Origin of the sequence: Bacillus sp. OTU2372 (assembly GCF_038440275.1) — a bacterium.
GTDB classification, from domain to species: Bacteria; Bacillota; Bacilli; order Bacillales; family Cytobacillaceae; genus Neobacillus; species Neobacillus bataviensis_B.
This window is the reverse complement of the sequence record NZ_JASATK010000001.1, coordinates 533,913-559,670: the sequence shown is the minus strand read 5'-3', so window position 1 is coordinate 559,670 and position 25,758 is coordinate 533,913. Positions and strand designations below refer to the sequence as shown.

The 25,758-nt window shown below is 40.2% G+C and carries 25 protein-coding genes and 1 other annotated feature; of the genes, 1 reads left to right on the top strand and 24 read right to left on the bottom strand.

Annotated features, from left to right (window positions below; genetic code table 11):
- Window positions 1-86: 86 nt before the first annotated feature.
- Complete coding sequence (locus AAHB15_RS02735; protein WP_342041705.1) at window positions 87-1,796, top strand: Rqc2 family fibronectin-binding protein; 1,710 nt, start codon at window positions 87-89, stop codon at window positions 1,794-1,796.
- A 103-nt stretch (window positions 1,797-1,899) separates the two neighbouring features.
- Here AAHB15_RS02735 and pyrE read toward each other — a convergent pair whose 3' ends face one another.
- The 24 genes from pyrE to spoIIGA form a co-directional block, all read right to left on the bottom strand.
- On the bottom strand, window positions 1,900-2,550 hold the full coding sequence (gene pyrE / locus AAHB15_RS02730) for an orotate phosphoribosyltransferase (RefSeq protein ID WP_335571654.1): 651 nt from the start codon (window positions 2,548-2,550) through the stop codon (window positions 1,900-1,902).
- Window positions 2,547-3,263 carry an orotidine-5'-phosphate decarboxylase gene (gene pyrF, locus AAHB15_RS02725; protein ID WP_335571653.1) on the bottom strand — a complete coding sequence of 239 codons (717 nt, stop codon included), beginning with the start codon at window positions 3,261-3,263 and terminating at the stop codon, window positions 2,547-2,549. The genes pyrE and pyrF overlap by 4 nt, the downstream gene beginning before the upstream one ends.
- Window positions 3,235-4,176 carry a dihydroorotate dehydrogenase gene (locus AAHB15_RS02720; RefSeq protein WP_342041704.1) on the bottom strand — a complete coding sequence of 314 codons (942 nt, stop codon included), beginning with the start codon at window positions 4,174-4,176 and terminating at the stop codon, window positions 3,235-3,237. Before AAHB15_RS02720 ends, pyrF begins: the two co-directional genes overlap by 29 nt.
- Window positions 4,173-4,946 (bottom strand): dihydroorotate dehydrogenase electron transfer subunit, encoded by a 774-nt coding sequence (locus AAHB15_RS02715; RefSeq protein ID WP_335571651.1) that lies wholly within the window; start codon window positions 4,944-4,946, stop codon window positions 4,173-4,175. The genes AAHB15_RS02720 and AAHB15_RS02715 overlap by 4 nt, the downstream gene beginning before the upstream one ends.
- Window positions 4,943-8,149, bottom strand: a complete 3,207-nt coding sequence (gene carB, locus AAHB15_RS02710; protein WP_342041703.1) for a carbamoyl-phosphate synthase large subunit — start codon at window positions 8,147-8,149, stop codon at window positions 4,943-4,945. The genes AAHB15_RS02715 and carB overlap by 4 nt, the downstream gene beginning before the upstream one ends.
- Entirely contained in the window at window positions 8,142-9,233 is a 1,092-nt protein-coding gene (locus AAHB15_RS02705) for a carbamoyl phosphate synthase small subunit (protein WP_335571649.1), read from the bottom strand. Before AAHB15_RS02705 ends, carB begins: the two co-directional genes overlap by 8 nt.
- Window positions 9,230-10,516 carry a dihydroorotase gene (locus AAHB15_RS02700; protein WP_335571648.1) on the bottom strand — a complete coding sequence of 429 codons (1,287 nt, stop codon included), beginning with the start codon at window positions 10,514-10,516 and terminating at the stop codon, window positions 9,230-9,232. Before AAHB15_RS02700 ends, AAHB15_RS02705 begins: the two co-directional genes overlap by 4 nt.
- A complete protein-coding gene (locus tag AAHB15_RS02695; protein WP_335571647.1) occupies window positions 10,476-11,420 on the bottom strand; it encodes an aspartate carbamoyltransferase catalytic subunit in 945 nt (314 codons plus the stop codon). The genes AAHB15_RS02700 and AAHB15_RS02695 overlap by 41 nt, the downstream gene beginning before the upstream one ends.
- Window positions 11,421-11,578: 158 nt before the next feature.
- Window positions 11,579-12,880 carry a uracil-xanthine permease family protein gene (locus tag AAHB15_RS02690; protein ID WP_144562543.1) on the bottom strand — a complete coding sequence of 434 codons (1,302 nt, stop codon included), beginning with the start codon at window positions 12,878-12,880 and terminating at the stop codon, window positions 11,579-11,581.
- A 166-nt stretch (window positions 12,881-13,046) separates the two neighbouring features.
- Window positions 13,047-13,589, bottom strand: coding sequence for a bifunctional pyr operon transcriptional regulator/uracil phosphoribosyltransferase PyrR (gene pyrR / locus AAHB15_RS02685; RefSeq protein ID WP_098528823.1), 543 nt, complete (start codon window positions 13,587-13,589; stop codon window positions 13,047-13,049).
- A gap of 190 nt (window positions 13,590-13,779) precedes the next feature.
- Window positions 13,780-14,685, bottom strand: a complete 906-nt coding sequence (locus AAHB15_RS02680; RefSeq protein ID WP_144562544.1) for an RluA family pseudouridine synthase — start codon at window positions 14,683-14,685, stop codon at window positions 13,780-13,782.
- Window positions 14,657-15,148: a signal peptidase II gene (lspA, locus tag AAHB15_RS02675; protein ID WP_144562545.1), complete on the bottom strand. Its 492-nt coding sequence runs from the start codon at window positions 15,146-15,148 to the stop codon at window positions 14,657-14,659. The genes AAHB15_RS02680 and lspA overlap by 29 nt, the downstream gene beginning before the upstream one ends.
- Window positions 15,149-15,247: 99 nt before the next feature.
- On the bottom strand, window positions 15,248-15,544 hold the full coding sequence (locus AAHB15_RS02670) for a hypothetical protein (RefSeq protein WP_098528829.1): 297 nt from the start codon (window positions 15,542-15,544) through the stop codon (window positions 15,248-15,250).
- Between the two features lie 185 nt (window positions 15,545-15,729).
- Window positions 15,730-18,501 (bottom strand): isoleucine--tRNA ligase, encoded by a 2,772-nt coding sequence (ileS, locus tag AAHB15_RS02665; RefSeq protein WP_342041702.1) that lies wholly within the window; start codon window positions 18,499-18,501, stop codon window positions 15,730-15,732.
- A gap of 73 nt (window positions 18,502-18,574) precedes the next feature.
- Window positions 18,575-18,813: a binding site (T-box leader), on the bottom strand.
- 50 nt (window positions 18,814-18,863) lie between these two features.
- The gene (locus AAHB15_RS02660; protein ID WP_098528833.1) at window positions 18,864-19,379 is read right to left on the bottom strand and encodes a DivIVA domain-containing protein; all 516 of its coding nucleotides are present in this window, start codon (window positions 19,377-19,379) and stop codon (window positions 18,864-18,866) included.
- Window positions 19,380-19,463: 84 nt separating this feature from the next.
- Window positions 19,464-20,237 carry a YlmH family RNA-binding protein gene (locus AAHB15_RS02655; RefSeq protein ID WP_342041701.1) on the bottom strand — a complete coding sequence of 258 codons (774 nt, stop codon included), beginning with the start codon at window positions 20,235-20,237 and terminating at the stop codon, window positions 19,464-19,466.
- 30 nt (window positions 20,238-20,267) lie between these two features.
- Window positions 20,268-20,531 (bottom strand): YggT family protein, encoded by a 264-nt coding sequence (locus AAHB15_RS02650; protein ID WP_098528837.1) that lies wholly within the window; start codon window positions 20,529-20,531, stop codon window positions 20,268-20,270.
- 5 nt (window positions 20,532-20,536) lie between these two features.
- On the bottom strand, window positions 20,537-21,016 hold the full coding sequence (locus tag AAHB15_RS02645) for a cell division protein SepF (RefSeq protein ID WP_335571644.1): 480 nt from the start codon (window positions 21,014-21,016) through the stop codon (window positions 20,537-20,539).
- A 14-nt stretch (window positions 21,017-21,030) separates the two neighbouring features.
- Window positions 21,031-21,708: a YggS family pyridoxal phosphate-dependent enzyme gene (locus AAHB15_RS02640; RefSeq protein ID WP_335571643.1), complete on the bottom strand. Its 678-nt coding sequence runs from the start codon at window positions 21,706-21,708 to the stop codon at window positions 21,031-21,033.
- 6 nt (window positions 21,709-21,714) lie between these two features.
- The gene (gene pgeF, locus AAHB15_RS02635) at window positions 21,715-22,533 is read right to left on the bottom strand and encodes a peptidoglycan editing factor PgeF (RefSeq protein ID WP_342041700.1); all 819 of its coding nucleotides are present in this window, start codon (window positions 22,531-22,533) and stop codon (window positions 21,715-21,717) included.
- Window positions 22,534-22,602: 69 nt separating this feature from the next.
- Complete coding sequence (locus AAHB15_RS02630; RefSeq protein WP_144562551.1) at window positions 22,603-22,872, bottom strand: YlmC/YmxH family sporulation protein; 270 nt, start codon at window positions 22,870-22,872, stop codon at window positions 22,603-22,605.
- Window positions 22,873-22,960: 88 nt separating this feature from the next.
- Entirely contained in the window at window positions 22,961-23,740 is a 780-nt protein-coding gene (sigG, locus tag AAHB15_RS02625) for an RNA polymerase sporulation sigma factor SigG (RefSeq protein ID WP_040204876.1), read from the bottom strand.
- A gap of 224 nt (window positions 23,741-23,964) precedes the next feature.
- Entirely contained in the window at window positions 23,965-24,684 is a 720-nt protein-coding gene (gene sigE, locus AAHB15_RS02620) for an RNA polymerase sporulation sigma factor SigE (RefSeq protein ID WP_098528847.1), read from the bottom strand.
- A gap of 44 nt (window positions 24,685-24,728) precedes the next feature.
- A complete protein-coding gene (spoIIGA, locus tag AAHB15_RS02615; protein WP_446715840.1) occupies window positions 24,729-25,664 on the bottom strand; it encodes a sigma-E processing peptidase SpoIIGA in 936 nt (311 codons plus the stop codon).
- Window positions 25,665-25,758: the final 94 nt, after the last annotated feature.

Sequence of the window (25,758 nt, the reverse complement as noted above, 5' to 3'; positions counted from 1 at the left end):
GAAAATGTGATTGATGGGTAAATTAAGACAGATTTTAGCCAGATAGGATATAATTGAAACATAGCTTCTAGAAAAGGATGTTTTCCATGTCATTTGATGGTTTATTTACAAAAGCAATGGTTGATGAATTGGTTCGTTCCCTCAAGGGAGGACGGATTAACAAAGTCCATCAGCCTTATAAAAATGAAGTAATTCTGACGATCCGCGCAAACGGAGTCAATAAAAAATTATTATTATCGGCTCACCCAAGCTACGCAAGGGTCCAATTCACCAATGAAGCCTATGATAATCCAAGTGAACCGCCGATGTTCTGTATGCTGCTTAGAAAGCATATTGAAGGACATATATTAGAGGATTTGTATCAGGTTGATAATGACCGGATGATTGTGTTTGAAATTAAAGGCCGAAATGAAATTGGTGATATCAGCTACAAACAATTAATTATCGAAATTATGGGACGCCATAGCAATATTGTTTTAGTTGATAAGACACGCAATATCATTCTCGATAGCATTAAGCACGTTTCTTTTGCTGTAAACAGCCATAGAGCCATTCTTCCTGGACAGCCTTATATCAACCCGCCAGAACAACATAAGGTCAATCCGTTTACTGCTGTTGAAGAGGATGTGTTAAAAAAGATAGATTTTATGGGTGGTAAACTGGACCGCCAGCTCGTTGAACACTTCGGAGGTATTTCACCGCTTTTGGCAAGGGAAGTTATATTTGAGAGCGGGTTAGCCAATCGTTCAACAGTGCCAGCAGCATTTGTAAGACTAATGAAAAAAATAAGCTCTGGTGATATTGCTCCCTCTATCATGACTTCTAATGGAAAAGAGTTATTTTATTTATTCCCGCTTGAACATATAAAAGGAGAAGTAAAAACTTTTTCAACCCTTAGTGAAATGCTCGACCGATTTTATTTCGGCAAAGCAGAACGTGACCGGGTGAAACAGCAGGGAAATGATATTGAGAGATTTATTACCAATGAAAAAGAAAAGAATGAGAAGAAAATTGACAAGCTCCAACGTACATTAGCAGAAGCAGAGAAAGCAGACAAGTTTCAACTATTCGGGGAGTTGTTAACTGCTAATCTTTATGCGGCCAAAAAAGGGATGAAAGAAATCGAGGTTCTTAATTATTATGATGACAATGGCGGCATGCTTATAATTCCACTCGACCCTAGAAAGACACCATCTGAAAATGCCCAAAAGTATTTTTCCAAATATCAAAAAGCGAAGAATTCCATCTCGATTGTGGTTGAGCAGATTGACAAGGCCCGAGAGGAAGCAGCCTATTTTGATAATTTACTCCAACAGGTCCAAGCAGCCTCTCCTAAAGATCTTCAAGAAATCCGAGAGGAACTAGTTGAGGGCGGATATATCCGTGAACGACAAAAAAGGAACGGGAAAAAACTTCAGAATAGCAAGCCGGTACTGGATCATTTTGTTGCGTCTGATGGAACAGAAATTATTGTTGGTAAAAATAATAAACAAAATGATTACCTAACTAATAAACTCGCAGCGCGAGATGAAATTTGGCTTCATACAAAGGATATTCCAGGGTCACACGTAGTTATCCGCAGTAAGGAGCCTTCAGATGAAACGATTCTTGAAGCTGCAAATTTAGCGGCCTATTATAGTAAAGCACGTAATTCCGGATCGGTGCCTGTCGACTATACAAAAGTCCGTCATGTAAAAAAGCCGAGTGGAGCAAAGCCTGGGTTCGTCATTTATGATAATCAACAAACAGTTTATGTAACTCCAGATGAGGAAATCGTTTTAAAATTGAAGAAATAATAAATAAAAGTGGGGAGCCATCAAACGATTTGGCTCCCCTCATTGGTTTATCAGTGGTATTTTGTAACTTTTCGGCGATTTCCAAACTTTATCAGCGAAAAAATTATATCAGCGATTCTGCTTCCTCGAACTTTTGGCTCCATACAGCTGGGTCCTTGCTCCATAATAACAGGCTTTCTTGATTTTCCGAACTCACATACCCCTTTGAAATAGCCACTTCAATTAAGGTTGAAAAATCGGTTAATGAAAAACTCTTAATATTTTCTTCTTCAAATACTTGTTTTCCTTTTTCAAGGCCGTATGTAAAGATGGACACGACCCCCTGCACGTCACAGCCTGCTTCTTTTAATGCATTAACTGCGGTAATCACACTGCCTCCAGTAGAAATCAAATCTTCGACTACGACTACCTTTTGACCTGCCTCGGCTCTTCCTTCAATCTGATTCCCTTTACCGTGACCTTTTGCTTTTGAACGAACGTAGCACATAGGAAGCTCCATTAGGTCGCTGACCCATGCGGCATGAGGGATACCTGCAGTTGCAGTTCCTGCAATAACCTCCGTCCCCGGAAAATTTTCTTCAATCAGCTTCTTCAGTCCTGCAGCAATTGCTTTTCTTACCTCAGGGTATGATAGTGTTAGGCGATTATCACAATAGATTGGGGAACGAAGTCCTGATGCCCACGTAAATGGCTCCTCGGGCTTCAAGGCAACCGCATTGATGTCTAGTAATTTTTCTGCAATTAATTTTTTCATTGTGTTACTCCCTTCCATGCTTCCATCCATTGTTGATAACTTGTTAGCGGGTCTTGTGAACGGGTAATAGAGCGGCCTACGACAATTGCACTTACCCCCATTGTCCGTGCTGATTCAGGGGTGGTTACACGTTTTTGGTCCCCAACCTGATCAGATGCCATCCGAATCCCCGGGCATACCGTCAAGAACGATTGTCCGGCTTTCTCCTTAATCAAAGCTGCTTCCCATGCTGAACAAACGACACCATCTAAGCCTGCTTGATCCGTTAAAGCGGCATAATGAAGCACCGATTCCTTTAAGGAGACCGGAATAAGTTGTTCTTTTTGCATTTGTTCCTCAGACGTACTTGTTAATTGCGTTACTGCGATACAGTTAGGTCGTTTCCGTCCTGCAGGGGTACCTGCTTCTAGACCTTCAAGTGCCGCTCGCATCATATCAATTCCACCGGCAGCATGAACATTAACCAAATCACACTCTAAACGGGCAAGACCCTTCATTGCACTTTTCACTGTGTTTGGAATGTCATGAAGCTTTAAATCCAGGAAAATACGGTGCCCTTGTTCTTTTAGCTGATGAATAATCGAGGGGCCTTCCTGGTAGAACAATTCCATCCCTACTTTTACAAAAAGCTCTTTGCCAGCAAACGGCTTTAGAAATTGATTAACTTCGTTTATGCCAGGAAAATCAAGCGCGATGATAAGCGAGTTGTCCATCTTCCTTCCAGCTCCTTCCTGTACATTCACTGATGTGTTCAAATCCTAATTTTCCAAGCAGTTCTGGCAGTTCCTCAATGATAGTCGGACAAACAAACGGGTCAACGAAATTGGCAGTTCCGACTGCAACAGCACTGGCCCCTGCATAAAAATACTCGATCACGTCTTGAGCCGTCTCAACACCGCCCATTCCGATAATTGGAATTCCAACCGCCTGGCTGACTTCGTAAATCATCCGAATCGCCACTGGCTTTATGGCTGGGCCGGACAATCCACCGGTTCGATTGGCAAGAATCGGTTTGCCTGTTTTTAAATCAAGTCTCATCCCAACAAGGGTATTAATCATGGTCAACCCATCCGCACCACCTGCTTCAACGGCCTTTGCCATTTCTACAATGTTTGTTACATTGGGAGACAGCTTCACATATACAGGTACCTCTGATACCTCTTTAACCTTATGTGTTAATTGTTTCGCTGTTTCCGGAATGGTTCCAAAAGCAATCCCGCCTGTTTTTACGTTAGGGCAGGAGATATTCAGTTCAAGAGCATGTACATTCGGAGCCTTAGAAATTTGACGGGCTACTTCCACGTAATCCTCTTCAAGCGAGCCGGCTACATTTGCAATTATTGGTACATCGTACTGAGATAAAAAAGGAAGCTCTTCGCCAAGGACTTTTTCTAGTCCTGGATTTTGCAAGCCAATTGCATTTAACATGCCTGCAGAGGTTTCTGCGACACGTGGTGTTGCATTTCCGAACCTTGGTTCTACTGTTGTGGCTTTAATCATAATCGCGCCTAGTACACTCAGATCATAGAACTGACTGTATTCTCTGCCGAACCCAAAGCAGCCGGATGCAGGCATGATTGGGTTTTTTAAGTTTAAGCCTGGTAATTCAATGTTTAATCGACTCATATCAATACCTCCCCGGCTCGAAATACAGGACCATCACTGCAGACCTTTTTATAAGAAACTCCTGTTGGATCATCCTTCTTTTTACATACACAAGCAAAGCAGGCACCGATGCCGCAGCCCATCCGCTCTTCAAGCGATAAGAATACTTTTTTATCTTGATAATTCTGCTCAATTGCTCTTAACATTGGAGTTGGTCCGCATGTATAGATACAATCAAACTGCAATTCTTTCATCACATCCGTCACAAAGCCCTTTCTACCATAAGAACCATCAACAGTCGCTACATAGGTTTCCCCATTTTTCAAAAACTCCTCTTCGTAAAAGACAGCTGATACAGTCTGGAAGCCAAGCACATGGATGACTTTAACACCTTTTGCGACTAACTGATTTGATAATTCATATAATGGAGGAACGCCAATTCCGCCGCCGACAAGTAAGGCAGTATCTCCTGTGCTGACTTCCTCAACAGGAAAACCATTACCTAGTGGACCAAGGATATCGACATGCATCCCTGGTCGTAATTCTGCAAGCATGGAGGTTCCTTTCCCTTCCTTGCGGTAAATCATTGTCAAACTATTTTGTTCGGTATCATAGGAAGATATACTAATCGGTCTGCGCAATAATGGATCTAAACCATTTGAAACTTTAAGATGCACAAACTGCCCAGGTGCATTGATCTGGCTGACCAAATCTCCATGAATGGTGAGCTCAAAGATATCTGAAGCAATTTCTTTTTGGCTGAGTACTTTGCATAACTCTTTTTGGATCATGCAAACACTGCCTCCTTTTTCATGGCTGTCATTGGTTCTGCTGAAAAGTTCATTGATTCAATTACTTTTAAGATCGCATCCGCCGTGTCAAGTGAAGTTAAGCATGGAACTCCATTTTCAACAGCTTCCCGGCGAATCCTAAACCCGTCACGTTCAGGCTGTTTCCCTTTTGTTAATGTATTGATAATGAACTGTGCATCACCATGATGAATGACATCTAATAAAGTTTTTCCTTCTGAACCAATTTTGCCGACAACCTTCACTCTAAGGCCTGCTTCTTCTAATATAGCCGCTGTTCCGCTTGTTGCCATTAAACGATAGCCGTTTGCAGAAAAACGTTTCGCAAGTTTTAAGGCTTCCTGCTTATCCTTATCTGCTACCGTAAACAATACGGTACCGAACTGCTGAATTTTCATACCTGAAGCAACTAAGCCTTTGTATAGGGCTTTTTCGAGCGTAACATCCTTACCCATTACTTCTCCAGTCGACTTCATTTCAGGTCCGAGCGTAATATCGACACTCTTCAATTTAGCAAAGGAGAAAACGGGAACTTTGACGTATACTCCTTCTTTCTCAGTAACTAGTCCTGGGATGAAGCCTTGGTCGAGAATCGATACCCCAAGAATCGCTTTTGTTGCGATTTTTGCCATTGGGATATTCGTAATTTTACTTAAGAATGGAACGGTACGGCTCGATCTAGGGTTTACCTCTAGTACATATACTTGATCTCCCGCGAGCACATATTGAATGTTTAGTAATCCAATAATATTTAGGCCCTTCGCTAATTTCTCGGTGTACTCAACAAGTGTTTGTTTCACTTTTTCACTAAGAGTTTGCGGAGGATAGACGGCAATTGAGTCTCCTGAATGGACCCCTGCTCGTTCGATATGTTCCATAATACCCGGGATTAAAACATTAGTACCGTCACAAATTGCATCAACTTCAATTTCTTTTCCTGTTAAGTAACGGTCAATCAATACTGGATGCTCTGGATTCACTTTTACAGCGTTTTTCATATAATGAAGAAGTTCTTCTTCATGGTAGACAATTTCCATAGCTCTTCCACCAAGGACATAAGAAGGGCGGACAAGGACCGGATAACCGATTTCTCCGGCGATAACAAGAGCTTGTTCCACTGACATGGCCGTTTTCCCTAATGGCTGTGGAATGTTTAACTTTTCTAGCGCCTGTTCAAATTTATCACGATTTTCAGCACGGTCTAAGTCCTCTAAGCTTGTTCCAAGTATTTTCACGCCGTTTTCTTCAAGTTTTGCAGCCAAGTTGATCGCGGTTTGTCCACCAAACTGAACAACTACCCCCATTGGTTTCTCTAGATTGATAATACTCATAACATCTTCGATTGTCAGTGGTTCGAAGTAAAGCTTGTCGGAAATACTGAAGTCGGTAGATACTGTTTCAGGATTGTTGTTAATGATTATCGCTTCATAGCCTGCTTCTTTAATGGCTTTTACAGAGTGTACGGTCGCATAATCAAATTCAATTCCCTGACCGATTCGAATTGGGCCAGACCCTAGTACAATGACACTATTTTTCACTGTTACAATTGACTCGTTTTCGTCTTCATATGTGCCATAGTAGTATGGTGTTGCCGATTCAAATTCGGCTGCACAAGTATCAACCATTTTATAAACTGGGATAATACCGAGATTTTTTCTTGTATTATAAATTTCTTTTTCGGATGTATTCCAAAGCTGTGCGATTTTTTTATCGGTAAAGCCTTTTTGTTTTGCTTCTAGGAGGATTTCAGTATCAAAAGGGTTGGCTGCAAGAACTGTTTCCATTTCAATGATACCTTCCATCTTCTTTAAGAAGAATAAGTCTATTTTACTCCATTGGTGAATCGTCTCTATGGTTAATCCACGTTTTAACCCTTCTGCGATGTAAAAGAGGCGTTCGTCCCCTGCTTTGCGAATCCGTTTTTCGAGTAATTCATCATCGATTTCTGCAGCCTCGTTTAATTCGAAATGGTAAACCCCTGCCTCAAGAGATCGGATCGCTTTCAATAAGGATTCTTCAAACGTCCGGCCAATCGCCATAATCTCTCCCGTTGCTTTCATTTGCGTTCCAAGTGAACGGTTACCCGATTCAAATTTGTCAAACGGCCATCTCGGGATTTTGGTTACGATATAATCTAGCGCCGGTTCAAAGCTTGCATACGTTTTTCCTGTAACAGGGTTCAACATTTCATCAAGTGTTAAACCGACTGCAATCTTAGCTGCAAGCTTAGCAATTGGATAACCGGTTGCTTTGGACGCTAGTGCCGAAGAACGGCTAACACGTGGATTTACTTCAATAATATAGTAATTAAAGCTATCTGGATCTAGAGCAAGCTGAACATTACAGCCACCTTCAATTCCTAAGGCACGGATTATTTTTAACGAAACATTTCGAAGCAGCTGGTATTCACGATCGCTTAATGTCTGACTTGGAGCAACGACGATGGAATCTCCGGTATGGACCCCGACCGGATCGATGTTTTCCATATTACAAACAACAATCGCATTGTCATTTTTATCTCGCATCACTTCGTATTCAATTTCCTTGAAGCCAGCGATACTTTTTTCTAGCAAACATTGATTTACAGGGCTGTGCTTTAGTCCGCTTGTGACAATTTCCTCGAGCTCCTCGTCGTTATGACAGATACCGCCGCCTGTTCCTCCTAATGTAAACGCCGGACGAACAATCACTGGAAAACCAATTTTTTCAACGAATGCTTTCGCTTCAGCTAATTCATGGATAATTTCACTATCTGGAACTGGTTCGTTTAATTCATTCATAAGGCTGCGGAAAAGATCGCGGTCCTCTGCTTGGTTAATCGCTGAAAGTTTCGTACCAAGAATTTCTACTTCGCATTCAGCTAAGACGCCGGATTTTGTTAACTCAACAGCCAGGTTAAGACCGGTTTGTCCGCCAAGAGTAGCAAGAAGCGCATCTGGACGTTCTTTGCGTATGATTCTGCTGACGAATTCCACAGTCAAGGGCTCAATATAAACGGCATCTGCCATCTCTGTATCCGTCATGATGGTGGCCGGATTGGAGTTAACTAAAATAACACGGTAGCCTTCTTCCTTCAGAGCGATACATGCTTGGGCACCGGCATAGTCAAATTCTGCAGCCTGCCCGATAACAATTGGTCCTGAACCGATTACTAAAATGGAGTTGATATCTGTACGTTTAGGCATTTGCTGTAACCTCCTGTTTGTTCTTTTCCATTAAGTCAATAAATTGATTAAATAGGCCGTTTGCATCTTCTGGTCCTGGGGATGCTTCGGGATGGTATTGAACTGTAAATGCTGGATAATCTAGATGTTTTAATCCTTCGACTGTTCCATCATTTACTGCGATGTGAGTAATTTCTAAACTTGTATTTTTAATCGATTCTGCTTCAACTGTATAACCGTGGTTTTGTGAGGTAATCGCAACCTTTCCTGTTGAAAGGTCTTTGACCGGATGGTTCGAACCGCGATGACCGAACTTCATTTTTTCTGTATTAGCTCCGCAAGCTAGTGCAAATAACTGATGACCTAAGCAAATTCCAAACAATGGCACTCTGCCTAATACACCTTTTAGCATATCAATCGCTTCTGGAACATCTTTTGGATCCCCAGGTCCATTAGAAAGCATAATCCCGTCTGGACGTAATTGGAGGATTTCTTCTGCTGTTGTATGGTATGGGACGACAACGACGTCACAATCCCGCTGATTGAGTTCACGCAAGATTCCGTGCTTCATACCAAAATCTACAAGGACTACACGCTTGCCGCGCCCTGGACTTGGATAAGCATTTTTTGTGGAAACTTGTTTGACTTGATTCGTTTGCAACGGTGCCTTTCGTAACTGATTTAATACCTCGTTTGGATCTTTTTCAATGCTGCAGATAGCCCCTTTAAGTGTTCCGTATTGGCGGATAATTCTCGTCAATTTACGTGTATCAATCCCAGCAATTCCCGGGATTTTTTTCATGTCAAAGTATTCATCCAAGGTGTATTCGTTTCTCCAGTTGGAAGGGAAATCCGCTGCTTCTTTCACAATTAAACCTTTTATAGCCGGATTGATTGATTCGAAATCGTCACGGTTGATTCCGTAATTCCCGATCAATGGATAGGTAAGGGTTACAATCTGTCCGCAATAGGATGGGTCAGAAATGATTTCTTGGTAACCAGTCATCCCTGTATTAAAAACGACTTCACCAATCGTTTCCGTGTCACTGCCAAAGCCTTTACCGATAAATATAGTTCCATCTTCTAAAATTAGCTGTTTTTTCATGCCAATACACTTCCTTTTTCCCAAGCAATTTCTCCTCTAGCGATTGTCATCTCAGGCCATCCCTTACATTTCCAACCGCCAAATGGTGTATTTTTTCCTTTTGATAAGAATTCTTCTGGGTTAATTGCACGTTCTTCATCAAGATTCAACAGAACTAAATCTGCAGGTGCCCCTACTTCGATTTTTCCGTAAGGCAGTCCAAACGCTTCCGCTGGTTTGACTGTTAGATACTCAATTAAATGTTGGAGCGTCATTATATTGTTTAAAACAAAGTGTGTATATAGTAACGGGAATGCAGTTTCTAGCCCTACAATACCGAACGGTGCAAGTGTCATTCCCTCAAGCTTCTCTTCTGCCGTATGTGGTGCGTGATCGGTTGCAATGAAATCAATTGTTCCGTCTAAAAGCCCTTCTATTAAGGCTTTGCGGTCTTCAGCATCCCGAAGCGGCGGATTCATTTTGAAGTTTGTATCAAGACCTGGAATATCATCTTGAGATAACAATAAATGATGCGGTGTTACCTCTGCCGTTACCTTAATTCCTGCTCGTTTAGCATCTCTGACAACTCGGACTGATTCCTTTGTGCTGATATGGCAGACGTGATAATGACAATCTGCTGCTTCTGCTAAGAGCACATCTCTGGCAATTTGAACTGATTCACAGACAGATGGGATCCCATTCAATCCATGTTGCTTTGCAAATGATCCATCATGGACTGATCCTTTATTGATTAACGTGTTTTCTTCACAGTGAGCAACAATCGCCATATCAAGTGCGGCTGCTTTACGCATAGCTTCAAGCATCATCGCAGCTGACTGCACGCCTACCCCGTCATCCGTAAAGGCAAATGCACCCAGCGCTTTCAGTCCTTCAAAATCTGTTAAGTCTTGACCTAACTGACGGATTGTAATCGAAGCATATGGCAGAACCCTAACCTTCGCCGTATCCTTTATCCGCTTTTGTAAGTCCTCCATGTTGCTAATGGTGTCAGGCACCGGTCTTGTGTTTGGCATGTTGGCAATAGTGGTAAATCCGCCTCTTGCTGCTGCTGCTGTTCCGGTTGCGATGGTTTCCTTTTTTTCGCCGCCTGGTTCACGAAGGTGTACATGCAGGTCGATAAATCCAGGTGAAACTAATTTACCTTCCGCGTTAATTGTGCGATCCACGATTGCGTCGATTTGTGTTTCAATCTTTGTAATTATGCCATCTTCTATTAATATATCAGCTTGTATCTTTTCTCCATTAGATGCTGTGTAGCACGCGTTCTGAATAAGTAGTTTCATATTGGTTTCCTCCTTCAAGACTTTCAATTGATCTTTTGATTGCCGCCATTCTGACGTATACACCATTTTCCATTTGCTTGAATATCCTTGATCGCTTGCACTCGACTAGACTATCAGCTATTTCTACATTTCTATTAACCGGTGCAGGATGCATGATAATGCTGTCTTGCTTCATCATCTTTTCTCTTTCTAGTGTAAGACCGTATTGTTTGTGATACTCATTTGCCGTAAAGCTGCTTTTTTGTTGATGCCGTTCATGTTGTACACGCAACAGCATCACAACATCTGCTTCTTGGATCGCTTGGTCAATCGGTCTGTACTTGGACATATCCGCACTGCGTGAATCAAACCAATCTTCAGGACCTGAAAAAATCACTTCAGCGCCCAGCCTTGTCAATACATCGGCATTTGAACGAGCCACCCGGCTATGGCGAATGTCTCCGATAATGGCAATTTTCAACCCGGCAAATTGGCCAAACTCTTGGTGTATTGTCATTAAATCTAGCAGTGACTGTGTAGGATGATGACCGCATCCGTCACCGCCATTAATAATTGGTATATTGACTTTTCCAACTAACTCATCAAAGTAGCGGTCCTGATCGTGACGAATCACTACTGTTTTTACACCAATCGATTCTAATGTTTTAACGGTATCGTATAGTGTTTCCCCTTTTTGAACACTTGATGTCAGCACTTCAAAATGAATCACATCAAGCCCTAACCTTTTTTCAGCTACTTCAAAGCTGCTTTTTGTTCTTGTACTAGGTTCAAAAAATAGGTTGGCAGCGAATATTTTCCCCTCAGGATGCCACTCCATACCTTTTTTAAAGTTGTGAGCATCGCTTAAGATTTGATAAATCTCATCCACCTTTAATTCATTCGTGGTTAATAAATGTTGTAACATCCAATTCCCGCCTTCCAATGATAATAAAAACACCCTGACCAGTGATCAGGGTGTAATAAACTTACTTGAACATAGACACGAGACTGTATCCCGCCTCTTTGTTCAAGTTTTACACCCTTGTAAGCCTCACTGGACTTCTGTTAAAAGGTATCCTGTATTTATGCAGTTTTCTTATTTTCTTCATTACTTTCGAACATATTTTCATCTGCCTCTTGTCTTCCCGGCAGAATTAGATTTAACAGTACTCCGATAATGGCTGCTAATGCCATCCCTTGGATTTGAATATTATAAGGAAGTTTTACAATCGCTCCGCCGATTCCCAGAACCAAGATTACAGATGATATTACAAGGTTTCGTTTATCACCGAAGTCAATTTTACTATCTACAAGCATTCTTAACCCAGATGAAGCGATAATACCGAAGAGCAGGATTGATACGCCACCCATAACAGGTGTTGGAATTGTTTGAATTAAAGCTGTTATTTTCCCAATAAACCCGAAGATAATCGCGAACACCGCTGCACCTGCAATAACGTATACACTGTAAACTCGAGTAATTGCTAGGACCCCAATGTTTTCTCCATAAGTAGTTTTTGGCGGACCGCCAATTAAAGCTGAAATGATTGTAGCTGTTCCATCACCTAAAATGGAGCGATGTAAACCTGGATTTTTTATATAGTCACGTCCTACAACTTTACTAAGAACAAGCTGGTGACCGATGTGTTCCGATAAAGTTACAATCGCAATTGGGACAACCAAAGCGACAATATCCCATGAAAACTTCAGTTTATAAGTGACAAACGGGATAACAAATTCCGGCATTTCAAACCAATTTGCATCTAGGACTGGTTTGAAATCGACAATCCCGACTATTAATGCATAGATATATCCGATGACAATCCCAGCCAAGATTGGGATTACACTTAAAATCTTTTTAGCGAAGATCGAGAAAATGATGGTGGCAGCCAAGGTTACAAGGGCAACCGAGAAATGAAGCATGCTATATTTTCCTGCAGAGTTGTTCATCGCGTTTCCAACGGCATTTCCAGAAAGAGCAAGACCGATTACCATAATGACAGGACCCACTACAATTGGCGGCAGTAAATTCATGATCCAACGGTGACCGGACTTGCTTATCACTATTGCGACAATCCCATAAACTAATCCGGCAATGAAGGTTCCAACCATCGCTGCACCAGCTCCGCCTGTTTCATAAAGAATTTTAATTGGAGCTATATAAGCGAAAGATGAGCCTAGGTATGCAGGTACTTTTCCTTTAGTAATTAAGAGAAAGGCTAGTGTCCCTAGTCCGCTTGAGATTAAGGCAAGCGCCGGACTAAGGCCTATAAGATAGGGTACAAGTATAGTCGCTCCAAACATGGAAAATAGGTGTTGTAAACTTAAGGTAAACCATTGACCTGGTTTTGGTATGTCCTCTACATTTAAAATTGGTTTATTCATTGTTTCTCCCCCATTTATATATGGTTTATCTATATTGTCTTCTTTTCGCCATAAAAAAACCCTCTTTGTCTACATGAGGGTACAAAGAGGGTATAGAAATGCCAATAATATAATGGCCTTTCCCCTTTGTCAGCCTCACAGGACTGCCTTTTAAAAGGGCTGATATTTATTTGTCATAGATACTTACTTGATCAATTTTATCAACTTCTGCTAGTTGGACCACAATTTTTTCATCACTGGATGTTGGTACATTTTTACCTACATAATCAGCTCTTACTGGTAATTCACGATGCCCTCTGTCAACAAGGACTGCCAGCTGAATCGCAGCCGGACGGCCTAGATCCATCAGCGCATCGAGCCCTGCTCTAACTGTTCTGCCTGTATAAAGTACATCATCAACAAGTATTACTATTTTATCACTGATTTCAACCGGTATATCTGAACCCTTGACAAGCGGTTCTAGAGTTTCCGTTTTTTTCGTTAAATCATCCCGATAAAGAGTGATATCAATCTCACCCACGGGAATTGGATTTCCTTCAATTTCTTCAATTCTTGACGCTAGGCGTTTTGCCAAATAGATACCCCTTGTACGTATACCTACAAGTACACATTCCTCAATACCTTTGTTTTTTTCAATTATCTGATGAGCAATCCTTGTAAGTGCCCGATTGATGGCTTGTTCATCAAGGACCAGAGCTTTTTGGGTCATGTTACACCTACTTTATTATCTTAAAATAAAAAACCTCTCACCGGTTTTGGCGAGAGGTAAACAAGTTAATTTTAGTTACAGGACTAGAGCCGCCTATAACATAACCGTTTCCTTCTCAGCCTCACAGGACCGAATTAAAGGCTTATTAAACTATAGTCATCTTACTTCAAATTTGGGCTTACGTCAATCATTATTTACGAAGTTGTTCAAGAAGTCGTTCAAAATCTTCCGGAAGCGGTGCCTCAAATTCTACATATTCCTTTGTTCTTGGATGAGTAAAACCCAGTATCCCTGCATGCAACGCTTGCCCGTTAATGTCTAATGTTTTTCTCGGACCATACTTTGGATCTCCAGCAAGCGGATAGCCAATATATTTCATGTGGACACGGATTTGATGGGTCCTGCCCGTCTCTAATTGACATTCAACAAAGGTGAAATCCTTAAACCGCTCGATCACATGAAAATGAGTAACTGCATGTTTACCATTATCGACAACCGCCATACTTTGTCTATCCTTCGTATCCCTGGCAAGCGGCGCATCAATCGTCCCGAAATCATGAGGGATGACCCCGTGAACAATGGCTTTATATTTACGTGTAACTGTCTTCTCAACCAATTGATTTACAAGGCTTTCATGCGCCATATCATTTTTTGCAACCATTAAGAGACCCGATGTGTCTTTATCAATCCTGTGAACAATCCCAGGTCTTAATACTCCATTTATACCAGATAAATCCTTACAGTGTGCCATTAGACCATTAACAAGTGTCCCCGTTAAATGTCCTGGAGCTGGATGAACCACCATTCCGCGCGGCTTATTAACTACTAATACATCTTTATCTTCATAATAGATATCTAAATCCATCTCTTCTGGAATGACATCTAGTTCTTCAGGTTCAGGGATACTTATTTCAATTAAATCATTCAAGCTGCATTTATAATTAGTTTTAACGGGTTGCCCGTTCACCACGACATTCCCATCTTTAATCCATTGCTGAACCTGTGTACGTGACCATTCTTCTTCTAACCCTGAGATAACCTTATCAATTCGGTCCCCTTTTTGATCTTCAAGAATGGTGTGTTCCATTTTCTCCATATAATTTCTCCTTTGATCTCCGCTCTTCTAGAAGCATTTGAATCATTAACAAAATGACACCGATTACTAGTGCCGAATCGGCAATATTAAACACTGGAAAATTATAGCTAAAAATATACGTATGAATAAAATCAACTACTTCTTTTCTCAAGACACGATCAATAAAATTTCCAATCGCACCTCCAAGCATCAATGCTAAAGAAACTCCCAATAGCATTTTACCTCGTGCAGCTTTGTGCAGATAAAACATAATTCCTACAATAACCACAATGGTAATAACATAAAAAAGCCACATTTGGCCTTGGAGGATTCCCCATGCAGCGCCACGATTGCGGTGAGAAGTAATATACAAAACATGATCAATAATTGTTATACTCTCCCCTAAAAACATGTTGTTTACGATTAACCATTTTGTAAATTGATCTAATAAAATTACAAAAATTGCGATTAAGTAATAAAACACTGAAAAATACCTCCACAATATGCTGACTAGACCCTAGCGTTCGCTATTCTAATCTCCTTTGCATTTTAGCATACTTAATCGCAAAACGACAATGTAACATTATAAAAAAGCAGATGAAAGGGGCTTTTTGTAATAGTATTCTAAATCCTCAGTGTCCTTAAGTGACTTGATCGTCGGAATCATTTTTAGTAAGTCTTCCGGGATAAATTCACCCGAAGTCTCGCATTGGCCAAATTTTCCTTCCTCGAATTTTTGAATAGCAGAATTTATATCTGCAAGTTCTGCCTTCAAAATAGAAGTGAGCCAAGATTGCTTTTGTTTCTTCTGAAGAGAATTCTCAATTTCTTCCTTCGTTTGACGGAGTTCTAAAAACAGCTTTTCCTGCATGGCATTCATAGTTGTTACCTCCGTAATTTGTCATTTGTAATATTATCTCCGTACATTCATTCCTGACACGGTAAAACAATTGACAACCACAACAACTATTAGTGAAAAAGGTAAATTTTAATAACGGCGATTTTTTTGAGTACCGTATAACTATACATAGAAAAGCCCCCTGCCTGTTGGCAAGGGGCTAAACATTATGCTAAATGTGAATAGTTTTCTTTTACCACTTGGGCACAGCGTGGGCAAAGGGTGCTGTGCTCTGGATCTTGACCAACCTCAGGTGTAACAATCCAGCAGCGGTCACATGTTTCACCGTCTGCTTTTGCAACAACAATCGCAGCAGTCTCCAATTTCACGGCATCTTCAGGTGCCTGATCATAAGATCCAGCAACTTCAAAACCGGAAACAATAAACAACTGTTTTAAGTCCTCACTGATGGAGTCTAACAGTGCTTTGGATTTCTCATTAACATATAACGTCACTTTAGCCGTTAAAGATTTACCGATTACCTTTTGATTACGGGCTTCTTCAAGGGCTTTTAAAACATCATCACGGAGTGTCATAAAGGCGGACCATTTTTCTTCTAGAGCTTCTGCTCCGTCTAATTCTTGATACTCCGGAAGATCCGTTAATTGTACACTTTCCTCTTTAACAGCCGGGATAAACTTCCAAACTTCATCAGCTGTATGAGAAAGAATTGGCGAAACCAATTTAGTTAAGGCTAACAATGATTCATAAAGTACGGTTTGAATGGCACGGCGCTCATGGTTATCAGCTGCCTCAATATAAAGAACATCTTTTGCAAAATCAAGATAGAATGCACTTAGATCAAGCGTACAGAAATTATTGACAGCATGATAAATGCCGGCGAACTCGTAGTTCTCATAAGCATTACGCACATATTTAATTAATTTATTCAGCTTTACCAGCATAAATTGATCCACTTCACGTAAGTTTGCATAATCAACCTTGTTTACAGCCGGATCAAAGTCCGCTAAGTTCCCTAACAAGAAACGGAAAGTATTTCGGATTTTCCTGTAAACCTCTGCTACTTGTTTTAGGATGGCATCAGATACACGAACATCAGCCTGGTAGTCAACAGAAGCAACCCAAAGCCGTAAAATATCGGCACCTAATTGATTCATAACCTTAGCAGGTACGACAACATTTCCGATTGATTTACTCATTTTTCTGCCTTCACCATCAAGCGCAAAGCCGTGACTTAATACACCTTTGTATGGTGCCTTGCCAGTTACAGCAACAGCTGTAGATAACGATGAATTAAACCAGCCGCGATATTGGTCTGAACCTTCAAGGTAAAGGTCTGCTGGTCTAACTAAATCCTCTCTCTCAAGCAATACTGCCTGATGAGATGAACCTGAATCAAACCATACATCCATGATATCCGTTTCTTTCGTAAACGTACCATTTGGACTGCCAGGATGTGTAAAGCCTTCTGGTAGTAAATCATTTACTTCTCGTTCAAACCAAACATTTGAACCATGTTCACGGAAAAGGTTTGAAACATGATTAATGGTTTCATCTGTAATAATTTCTTCTCCATTTTCAGCGTAGAATACAGGGATTGGAACACCCCAGACACGTTGACGGGAGATACACCAGTCGCCACGGTCGCGAACCATATTAAATAATCTTGTTTCTCCCCAGGCAGGTACCCATTTTGTTTCCTTTACTGCATCTAATAGTTCTTCACGAAAATCTTTAATCGATGCAAACCATTGGGCAGTTGCACGGTAAATAACGGGCTTCTTAGTTCTCCAGTCATGTGGATAAGAGTGAGTGATAAACGATAACTTTAACAACGCGCCAGCATCTTCTAACGCTTGGACGATTGGTTTATTGGCAGTATCATAAAATAAACCTTCAAAACCTGTTGCCTCAGCCGTCATTACACCCTTATCATCGACGGGACATAACACGTCTAAGCCGTATTTTTGGCCGACATAGAAGTCATCTTCACCATGTCCAGGCGCAGTATGAACGCATCCTGTACCTGCATCGGTAGTGACATGTTCTCCTAACATGACTAATGAATCACGATTATATAATGGATGTGATGCAATAATATATTCTAATTCAGAGCCTTTAACTTTTTGAACCACTTCTGTTTCTTCCCAGCCCGCTTCTTCTGTCACAGCTTCTAGTAACGCTTCAGCCACGAGGTACTTATTACCGTTAGCGGAAACAACTACATAGATTAAGTCAGGATGTACAGAAATACCGAGGTTAGCGGGAATTGTCCATGGGGTTGTTGTCCAGATCACAATTTGTGTATCGGTATCTAGGACACCCTTCCCATCTTTCACTTTAAAGCCGACATAAATGGATGGAGATTTTTTATCTTGATATTCGATTTCTGCCTCAGCTAATGCGGATTCACTGGATGGAGACCAATAAACCGGCTTAAGACCTTTATAGATGTATCCTTTTTTCGCCATCTCGCCAAACACTTTAATTTGCTGTGCTTCATATTCAGGTTTTAGGGTAATGTATGGATTTTCCCAATCTCCCCTAACTCCGAGACGCTTAAATTGAGTACGCTGATTATCAATTTGTTCAAGTGCATACTTAGCACAAAGTTCTCGGAATTCTGCAACTGTCATTTCTTTCCGTTTTACACCCTTGTTGGTTAATGCCTGTTCAATCGGTAAACCATGTGTATCCCAGCCAGGGACATATGGTGCTTGAAAGCCGCTCATTGATTTATAACGAACAATCATGTCTTTTAATATCTTATTAAGGGCATGCCCCATATGGATATCTCCGTTAGCATAAGGAGGTCCATCATGCAGGACAAACATTGGCCGTCCCTTTGTCCGTTCTTGCACTTTTTGATAAATATTCATTTCTTCCCATTTCGCCTGAATTTCAGGTTCTCTTTGTGGAAGGTTGCCACGCATCGGAAATTCAGTTTTTGGCATTAAAAGCGTGTCTTTATATTCCATTTTTTATTTCCTCCTGTAATCATACATATAATCAGAATAGCCAATAGACAATAAAAAAAACCTTCTCATCCCAAATAGGGACGAGAAGGTTTTTTCCCGCGGTACCACCCTGATAAATAATACCTGGTATTGGTATTATCCTCTTTACCATTCGTAACGTGAATAACACGCCTAAGTCTACTATCCCGCTTGGGGTTTCAACCTGGAACTCGAGGGTGATCTTCCAATTTTTCAACTTTATCGGGCTTTCACCGTCCCCGACTCGCTAGAAAAGCTTCAGAAAAATTGTACTGTCCCTTTCATCGTCAATTTTCATTCTATTTACTCTGTTTAAAAATTATATGCTAATAAAATGTATCTCGTCAAGCTAATGAATCTTCTTCTTCATGAATCTTTAATTCGGTAGCATCTACCTCATACTCTAATAAATGATCCCAATCATCTGTATTCAGCATATCGAGTTGTGCTTCAATCAACATCTTAAACCGCGTGCGGAATACTTTTGATTGTTTCTTTAAATCTTCAATTTCAAGGGCTATTTTTCGCGCTTTTGAAAGGGATTCATTCACAATCCGATCAGCATTTTTTTCTGCTTCTTTTATGATAAGTTTAGCTTCCTTTTGAGCATTGCGCTTTACTTCTTCGCCTGCTTCCTGGGCGATAACAATTGATTTGTTAAGTGTTTCTTCAATATTAACAAAATGGCCAAGACGATCATTCATCTCGTTAAGGCGCTCTTCTAATTCTCTTTTTTCTCTAAGTACTAGTTCATAATCCTTGATTACTTGATCAAGAAATTCATTTACTTCATCTTCATCATATCCACGAAAACCCTTATTAAATTCTTTATTATGAATATCTAACGGCGTTAACGGCATTAATGCCACCTCCATGCAATCTGTGCTTCTGTATGTATAAGCAAATATTCGACAGTTTTTTCTTAATTCCTGCTTAATTTGCAATTATTTTTGTTTTCCAACTGTAATTCTCCATTTTTCTTTTTTTGTTTTTCCATCCAATCCGATAATCTTTGCTCGTCCGTGTCCTCTTACAGAGAGCATATCTCCCTCTTCACATGAAAAGGAAGGATTTTCGATTAATGCCCAGTTCACCTTTACGAGCCCATGCTGAACTAAGGCAAGGGATTTCTGCCTGGATAGATGATAAATTCCTGATATAACCGTATCGAGCCGTAAAGATGATAATGTTAATTCATTCTCATCCCATAATTCAGCAGCGGCAACCGCATTTTCAATACCTGTTTCGACCAATTTCACTCCTGCCCTGCCAATTGATTCGACATTGTTCTTTATATAGTGACTTATTTCTTCAGCAGCGAAAAATTGAACACGCCCCTCACTAATCAAAATGTCACCGAATTTACCTCGTTTCAGGCCTAAAGACATAAGGGTTCCTAAAACTTGGCGGTGTTCAATCGTAACAAACTTTCGGGGATATTGAATATCAAATAAACTAATTTGAAAGTCTGCTTCAGAAGGAACTAAATAATCTGGATAGATGAGCGCCCTGTTCCTTTCTAAACCAGAAATCCCCCCAAAAAACTGATAATTCACTTCTCCATGCTCACCAATTAACATTTTTAGGATGTGCTGCTCTCTAGGGTCAAGAAAATCAGTTAGTTTAGGGGCGTATTGCTGCTCAACGTTGCTTTTCCATTGTAATACTTGATCAATATATTCCCGTTCCTCAGGCCGGAAATGCTGATAAATATTCATCTGTTAACACAACCTATTTTTTAATCATTCTTAAGTAAGCCATCTATAGACACTTGCTAAACCGGTACTGGCAAAATTTAAAACAAGGAATGCCACTATTGGTGAAATGTCCATCATTCCGATAGGAGGAATAATTTTTCTAAACGGCTCTAGATAGGGTTCACAAATTCTAGTCAATATTTGTCCAATGGAAGATTCCCTTGCATTAGGAAACCATGACATCAATATATAGATAATTAACGCCCATGAATAAATTTGAATTAAATGCTGTAATAGACTAAAAACAATGGCCATTTAGATTACCACCTTGTATTTGGGTTATTGTGCTCAGGTAAAAGTTCAGAAATGTTTCCAGCCACTTCCACATTATCAGGCGTACATAAAAAAATACTTGAGCCGATTTTTTGAATGTCTCCACCAATGGCATAGACCGCACCGCTTAAAAAATCAACGATCTGCCGTCCTTGTTCACGATCAATACTTTGCAGATTTACGACAACAGCCCGGCGATTTTTTAAATGATCAGCAATCTCAGTTGATTCAGAATAGGTTATCGGCTCCACCAAAATAACCTTTGAAGCTTTAGCTGTATTTGACGAACTGACTGTATTTGACGAACTGACTGGCTTTGGTACAGTTTGAAAATTAACAACATTTTGACTTTTCACAGATTGCTGTTTTGGTTTCACCGGAATTGTCTTCTCTACAACTTCATCATTGTTATTATCATATTCATCATCTAGAAAGAAAAATGTTTTTAATTTTGATTTAATCGTCATCTTCTTACCTCTCCTTAACCGTCTTCACCGACAAGTGCTGTGCCTATTCTGATCATTGTTGCCCCTTCTTCAATGGCAATGGAAAAATCGTTGGACATGCCCATCGAAAGGTTAGTACATGGTGCAAACTCCAACTTCAAATTCTGTACTTGGTCACGAAGTTTTCTTAATTTCCGAAAACAATCCCGTAGAATTTGTTCATCATCTGTTAATGGGGCCATTGTCATGAGTCCATCAATTACTATATGTTCAAAGTTGGAAAGCTCTTTAATAAAAGGAATCGTTTCTTCAATTGAAAGGCCATGTTTAGACTCTTCACCCGAAACATTGACTTGAACAAGGCATTTTAATTTATGGTTTGCACGCTTATTTATTTCTTCCGCAAGTGAAAGACGGTCCAACGAATGAATATATTCAACCTTATCAATGATATTTTTCACTTTGCGTGTTTGCAGTGTCCCGATATAATGCCATACAGGCTTGTCCTCTAATACGTCCCACTTTTCTAAGAGACTGTCATCCCGGTTTTCACCGAGATTATTAATACCTGCTTCAAGTGCTTCCTGAGCTCGCTCAATACTCACATATTTTGTGACTGCAATCAATGTCACTTCATCGCTGCTCCGACCTACTTTTTGGCACGCTTCAATTATTTGTTGATTAATTCGCTTTAAATTTTCAATTACCTTCATGGTGACCTATTTCTCCTTCCAGCCAATAAAACTCATCATTCTTCCTGTTATGCCTTTATCACGGCGGTGAGAGAAAAATTCCTCATGGTCGCAGCTAGAACATAAACTTGTTTGAAGAATATTTTGCTCCGGAACACCGGATGCAAGAAGAATCTGTCGATTCAGTTCCTGTAAATCCAGGGAATATTGCCCTTCTGTAATTAAATTATAGGTTAATGCTCCGCCTTCTTCTAGTGCTTTTTCTACAAAGTTAATAACATGTTTATCAACAATATAACAGTTTTCGCATATCGATGGTCCAATGGCGACAAGAATCTCCTCTGGTCTAATATTCTCTTGGCCCCAAGCTTCTATCATTTTCTTGGCTATTTGACCAACGCTCCCTTTCCAGCCGGCGTGAGCGACTCCAATCATCCTTTTCTCAGGGGCAATAAAAAAAAGAGGGACACAGTCAGCAAAACAAAGTGTTAACAGGATTCCCTCTTCATCCGTATAAAAACCATCTGTCCCTTTAAAGGAACTTTCGTATGAATCGGATCCAGTTCCACTATCTGCTTTTGTTATTTTCTTGAGAACGGTTTCGTGTGTTTGTTCAGCTCCAACCCAGCAGGATAACGGGAATTGCAGCAGTTCAGCCACTTTTTCTCTATTTGAACAAACATTGGTTACATCATCACTAACATGAAATCCAAGGTTAAGGGTTTTAAAGTATCCCTTGCTCGTCCCTCCATTTTTGGTTGTGAAGCCTGCCTCCAATTTCGGGTAGTATCTCATCCAGCTATCAATTGATAAAAAGGATTGATTTTTTTTCACAAAGGGTTCCATTAAATTACCTCATTTGTTTTTCTATAGTTTACCATGAAAAGAAAATTTGGTCACCGCAAATGGAAAATATCAAACTTCTGTCTGTTCTCCTATCAGTTCATTGGTGCCTTTATACCTAACTAAAATGACATCTTGGCCAATTTTAATGATATTTTTCCATGGAATGATAATTTCTTCATCTTTTCCAAAAAAACCAAGAACCCTTCCGTTACCTGATATTATAACAGCCTCAATCTTCCCGGTTGTTAGGTTAATCTCGATATCCCCAATATTTCCAAGCCGTTTCCCATCCGATACATTTACAACGTCTTTTATTTGGAATTCTGAAATTTTCATCACTTCACCACTCCCATAACATACTATTATCACTATATGTGGGCATAAGCTATTTTATCTATAAAAAAATAAGCTGTCCGGCTGGACAGCTTTAACTTTGGATATTTTTATTCATTTGTCTAATGGCTGCTTTCTCAAGACGGGAGACTTGTGCTTGTGAAATACCAATTTCATCTGCCACTTCCATTTGCGTCTTCCCTTGAAAAAACCGCTTTCTAAGTATCAGCTTTTCACGTTCGTTTAGCCTTCGCATGCCTTCTTTAAGGGCAATTTCTTCAATCCAGTGAATATCTTTATTTTTTTCATCACTTAGCTGGTCCATAACATAAATTGGGTCACCGCCATCATTATAGATGGGTTCAAATAAGGAGACCGGGTCTTGGATTGCATCCAAGGCAAAAACGATTTCCTCATGTGGCACCTCTAAGACCTTGGCGATTTCCTCAGCAGTTGGTTCACGTGACGTCTCGCTCATCAAACGTTCCCTAACTTGAAGAGCCTTATAAGCAATATCTCTTAAGGAACGCGACACACGAATTGGATTATTATCACGCAAGTACCTTCGAATTTCTCCTATGATCATTGGTACGGCATAAGTGGAAAACTTTACGTTTTGACCTAAATCGAAGTTATCAATTGATTTCATGAGTCCAATACAGCCAACCTGAAATAAGTCATCAACAAACTCGCCACGATTGTTAAACCGCTGAATGACACTTAGGACAAGACGTAAATTACCGTTGACAAGCTTTTCACGAGCACTTATATCGCCCTCTTGCATTTGCTTGAAGAGTATTCTCATTTCTTCGTTCTTTAAAACAGGAAGTTTTGATGTGTCTACACCGCAAATCTCAACTTTATTTCGAGTCAATCCTTTTCCCTCCTCACAGGAGCTGCTGTACAAAAATCAGTATCTCCCCGAGAAGGAAAAATATGCACCTGCCCTCGGTAAGGGACAGGTGCATAAATGTCGAAAAATGCGATGAAATCATGAATTGAATAGGTTTTTAAGGTGGAAAAATTTTTCTTTTTTCTAGTATCATTACAACGCTCACTTTCGAGATTGAGCTGTTTTTAAAATAACTTAACTAAGCTTTACACCATTTTATTGAATTCTTTCCGCAGCCTTTTAATAATTCGTTTTTCTAGTCTGGATATATAGGATTGGGAAATCCCAAGCATGTCTGCAACATCCTTTTGGGTTTTTTCTTCTCCATTTGTCAGGCCAAATCTTAGCTCCATAATTTGCTTTTCACGGTCGGTAAGCTGATGCAATGCTTTTGTCAGCAGCTTCCGATCCACACTTGCCTCTAAGTCTTTTGTAATAATATCATCGTCTGTTCCCAAAACATCTGATAATAACAGTTCATTACCATCCCAATCAATGTTCAGCGGTTCATCAAACGATACTTCTGACCTTATTTTATTATTACGTCTTAAGTACATAAGAATTTCATTTTCAATACATCTTGAAGCATATGTAGCTAGTTTTATTTTCTTTTCTGGATTAAACGTATTTACGGCTTTGATTAACCCGATGGTTCCAATACTAATCAGGTCCTCAATATTGATGCCTGTATTCTCAAATTTTCTGGCAATGTACACAACAAGGCGAAGATTTCGTTCTATTAGAATCGATCTTGCTGCTTTATCACCTCCGGGAAGCTTTTTCAATAAAACCTCTTCTTCATCCTTACTCAAGGGAGGCGGTAATGCTTCGCTCCCGCCGATGTAATAAACTTCATCCGTTTTAAGCCCTAGTTTAATTAGTAATTTATACCAAAAGTAAGTTAAGCGAAATCTCCATTTTTTCATGTATGTTCCTCCTTCTAAAATACGTTTTAATGAGTATAGTATTATTAACTTACCTTCACAGCCCCTCCTTGCCGCTTAGGTCCCGTCAGCATTTTGGGATGAACAATACATTGAAAGGCATCTTCTGCCGAGAGCTGTTGCATTGTAAACGAGACCAGACCCTTTTCACATAAATATTGGACACCATTATGCTCGATTAAAATCAAATCGGGTTTAATGGCAACAATCAGCTGATGCTCTTGTCCAACCACCTTATATGGAATGATTCTTAGCCTATGCTGCCATTCATGGGAAATATCTTGACTGCCCATAATGAACTGTTCTAGATCGGCTGCCGCGAGCTTGCTAACGGACTCAGGGACTGCTTCAACTTGGTCTTTAACAGAGACAAACATAACAGGGAGTTTAGATAACGGATCATACAGTTGATTCCCACTGTCAACCAGGCCCTTGAAATGCAATGTTTCATTATCGATATGAAGTTCAACATCGACAATTTGCTCAAATTGAATTTTGGTCATTTCCATACTTTCTACATTTTTTCTTGCAAAGTGCCAGGCTAAGGGAAAACCGATAAGAACGAATAACCAGCTAATCGGGTCGCCATACCCCTTTACACTTGACGCTAAGACCTTTACGGACAGTTCCAAATCAGATTGGATAAAGTAATGAGCCCCCATAATCGCCCCGCCAATTAAAAAAGTAGAAACATATAGCGTCATTAAGGCTTTAAAGAAAAAAGTTAACCTCTTAAACCCAAAAGCTATTAATACCATAAACATTGAACAAATTAATTTTGAGATGGGATGGCTTGTATAGGCATTTAGTGGTGTAAACGATAATAAAATGATCAATGAACCTATAAATCCACCGGCAATTATTCTCCAGAGCTGTATTCTTCTTTTAAGAAATATAGCCGTTAAGTATAGGAGAAGGCTATCGAATAACAAATTAAGAGCCCAAATCACATCAAGATACACCGTCAAGCAAGCGTCCTCCTTAATTAGCTATTGGCTACTTAAGTTTCTATTCTTCTGTTTACGAAAAAGTATAACGTACTTTCCTAGCGGAAGT

Excerpts from the sequence above, each read along its gene's own strand:
- AAHB15_RS02735 (WP_342041705.1), top strand. The coding sequence starts at position 87 with ATGTCATTTGATGGTTTATTTACAAAAGCAATGGTTGATGAATTGGTT.
- pyrE (WP_335571654.1), bottom strand. The coding sequence starts at position 2,550 with ATGAAAAAATTAATTGCAGAAAAATTACTAGACATCAATGCGGTTGCC.
- pyrF (WP_335571653.1), bottom strand. The coding sequence starts at position 3,263 with ATGGACAACTCGCTTATCATCGCGCTTGATTTTCCTGGCATAAACGAA.
- AAHB15_RS02720 (WP_342041704.1), bottom strand. The coding sequence starts at position 4,176 with ATGAGTCGATTAAACATTGAATTACCAGGCTTAAACTTAAAAAACCCA.
- AAHB15_RS02715 (WP_335571651.1), bottom strand. The coding sequence starts at position 4,946 with ATGATCCAAAAAGAGTTATGCAAAGTACTCAGCCAAAAAGAAATTGCT.
- carB (WP_342041703.1), bottom strand. The coding sequence starts at position 8,149 with ATGCCTAAACGTACAGATATCAACTCCATTTTAGTAATCGGTTCAGGA.
- AAHB15_RS02705 (WP_335571649.1), bottom strand. The coding sequence starts at position 9,233 with ATGAAAAAACAGCTAATTTTAGAAGATGGAACTATATTTATCGGTAAA.
- AAHB15_RS02700 (WP_335571648.1), bottom strand. The coding sequence starts at position 10,516 with ATGAAACTACTTATTCAGAACGCGTGCTACACAGCATCTAATGGAGAA.
- AAHB15_RS02695 (WP_335571647.1), bottom strand. The coding sequence starts at position 11,420 with ATGTTACAACATTTATTAACCACGAATGAATTAAAGGTGGATGAGATT.
- AAHB15_RS02690 (WP_144562543.1), bottom strand. The coding sequence starts at position 12,880 with ATGAATAAACCAATTTTAAATGTAGAGGACATACCAAAACCAGGTCAA.
- pyrR (WP_098528823.1), bottom strand. The coding sequence starts at position 13,589 with ATGACCCAAAAAGCTCTGGTCCTTGATGAACAAGCCATCAATCGGGCA.
- AAHB15_RS02680 (WP_144562544.1), bottom strand. The coding sequence starts at position 14,685 with ATGGAGAAAATGGAACACACCATTCTTGAAGATCAAAAAGGGGACCGA.
- AAHB15_RS02670 (WP_098528829.1), bottom strand. The coding sequence starts at position 15,544 with ATGAATGCCATGCAGGAAAAGCTGTTTTTAGAACTCCGTCAAACGAAG.
- ileS (WP_342041702.1), bottom strand. The coding sequence starts at position 18,501 with ATGGAATATAAAGACACGCTTTTAATGCCAAAAACTGAATTTCCGATG.
- AAHB15_RS02660 (WP_098528833.1), bottom strand. The coding sequence starts at position 19,379 with ATGCCGTTAACGCCGTTAGATATTCATAATAAAGAATTTAATAAGGGT.
- AAHB15_RS02655 (WP_342041701.1), bottom strand. The coding sequence starts at position 20,237 with ATGAATATTTATCAGCATTTCCGGCCTGAGGAACGGGAATATATTGAT.
- AAHB15_RS02650 (WP_098528837.1), bottom strand. The coding sequence starts at position 20,531 with ATGGCCATTGTTTTTAGTCTATTACAGCATTTAATTCAAATTTATTCA.
- AAHB15_RS02645 (WP_335571644.1), bottom strand. The coding sequence starts at position 21,016 with ATGACGATTAAATCAAAATTAAAAACATTTTTCTTTCTAGATGATGAA.
- AAHB15_RS02640 (WP_335571643.1), bottom strand. The coding sequence starts at position 21,708 with ATGAAGGTAATTGAAAATTTAAAGCGAATTAATCAACAAATAATTGAA.
- pgeF (WP_342041700.1), bottom strand. The coding sequence starts at position 22,533 with ATGGAACCCTTTGTGAAAAAAAATCAATCCTTTTTATCAATTGATAGC.
- sigE (WP_098528847.1), bottom strand. The coding sequence starts at position 24,684 with ATGAAAAAATGGAGATTTCGCTTAACTTACTTTTGGTATAAATTACTA.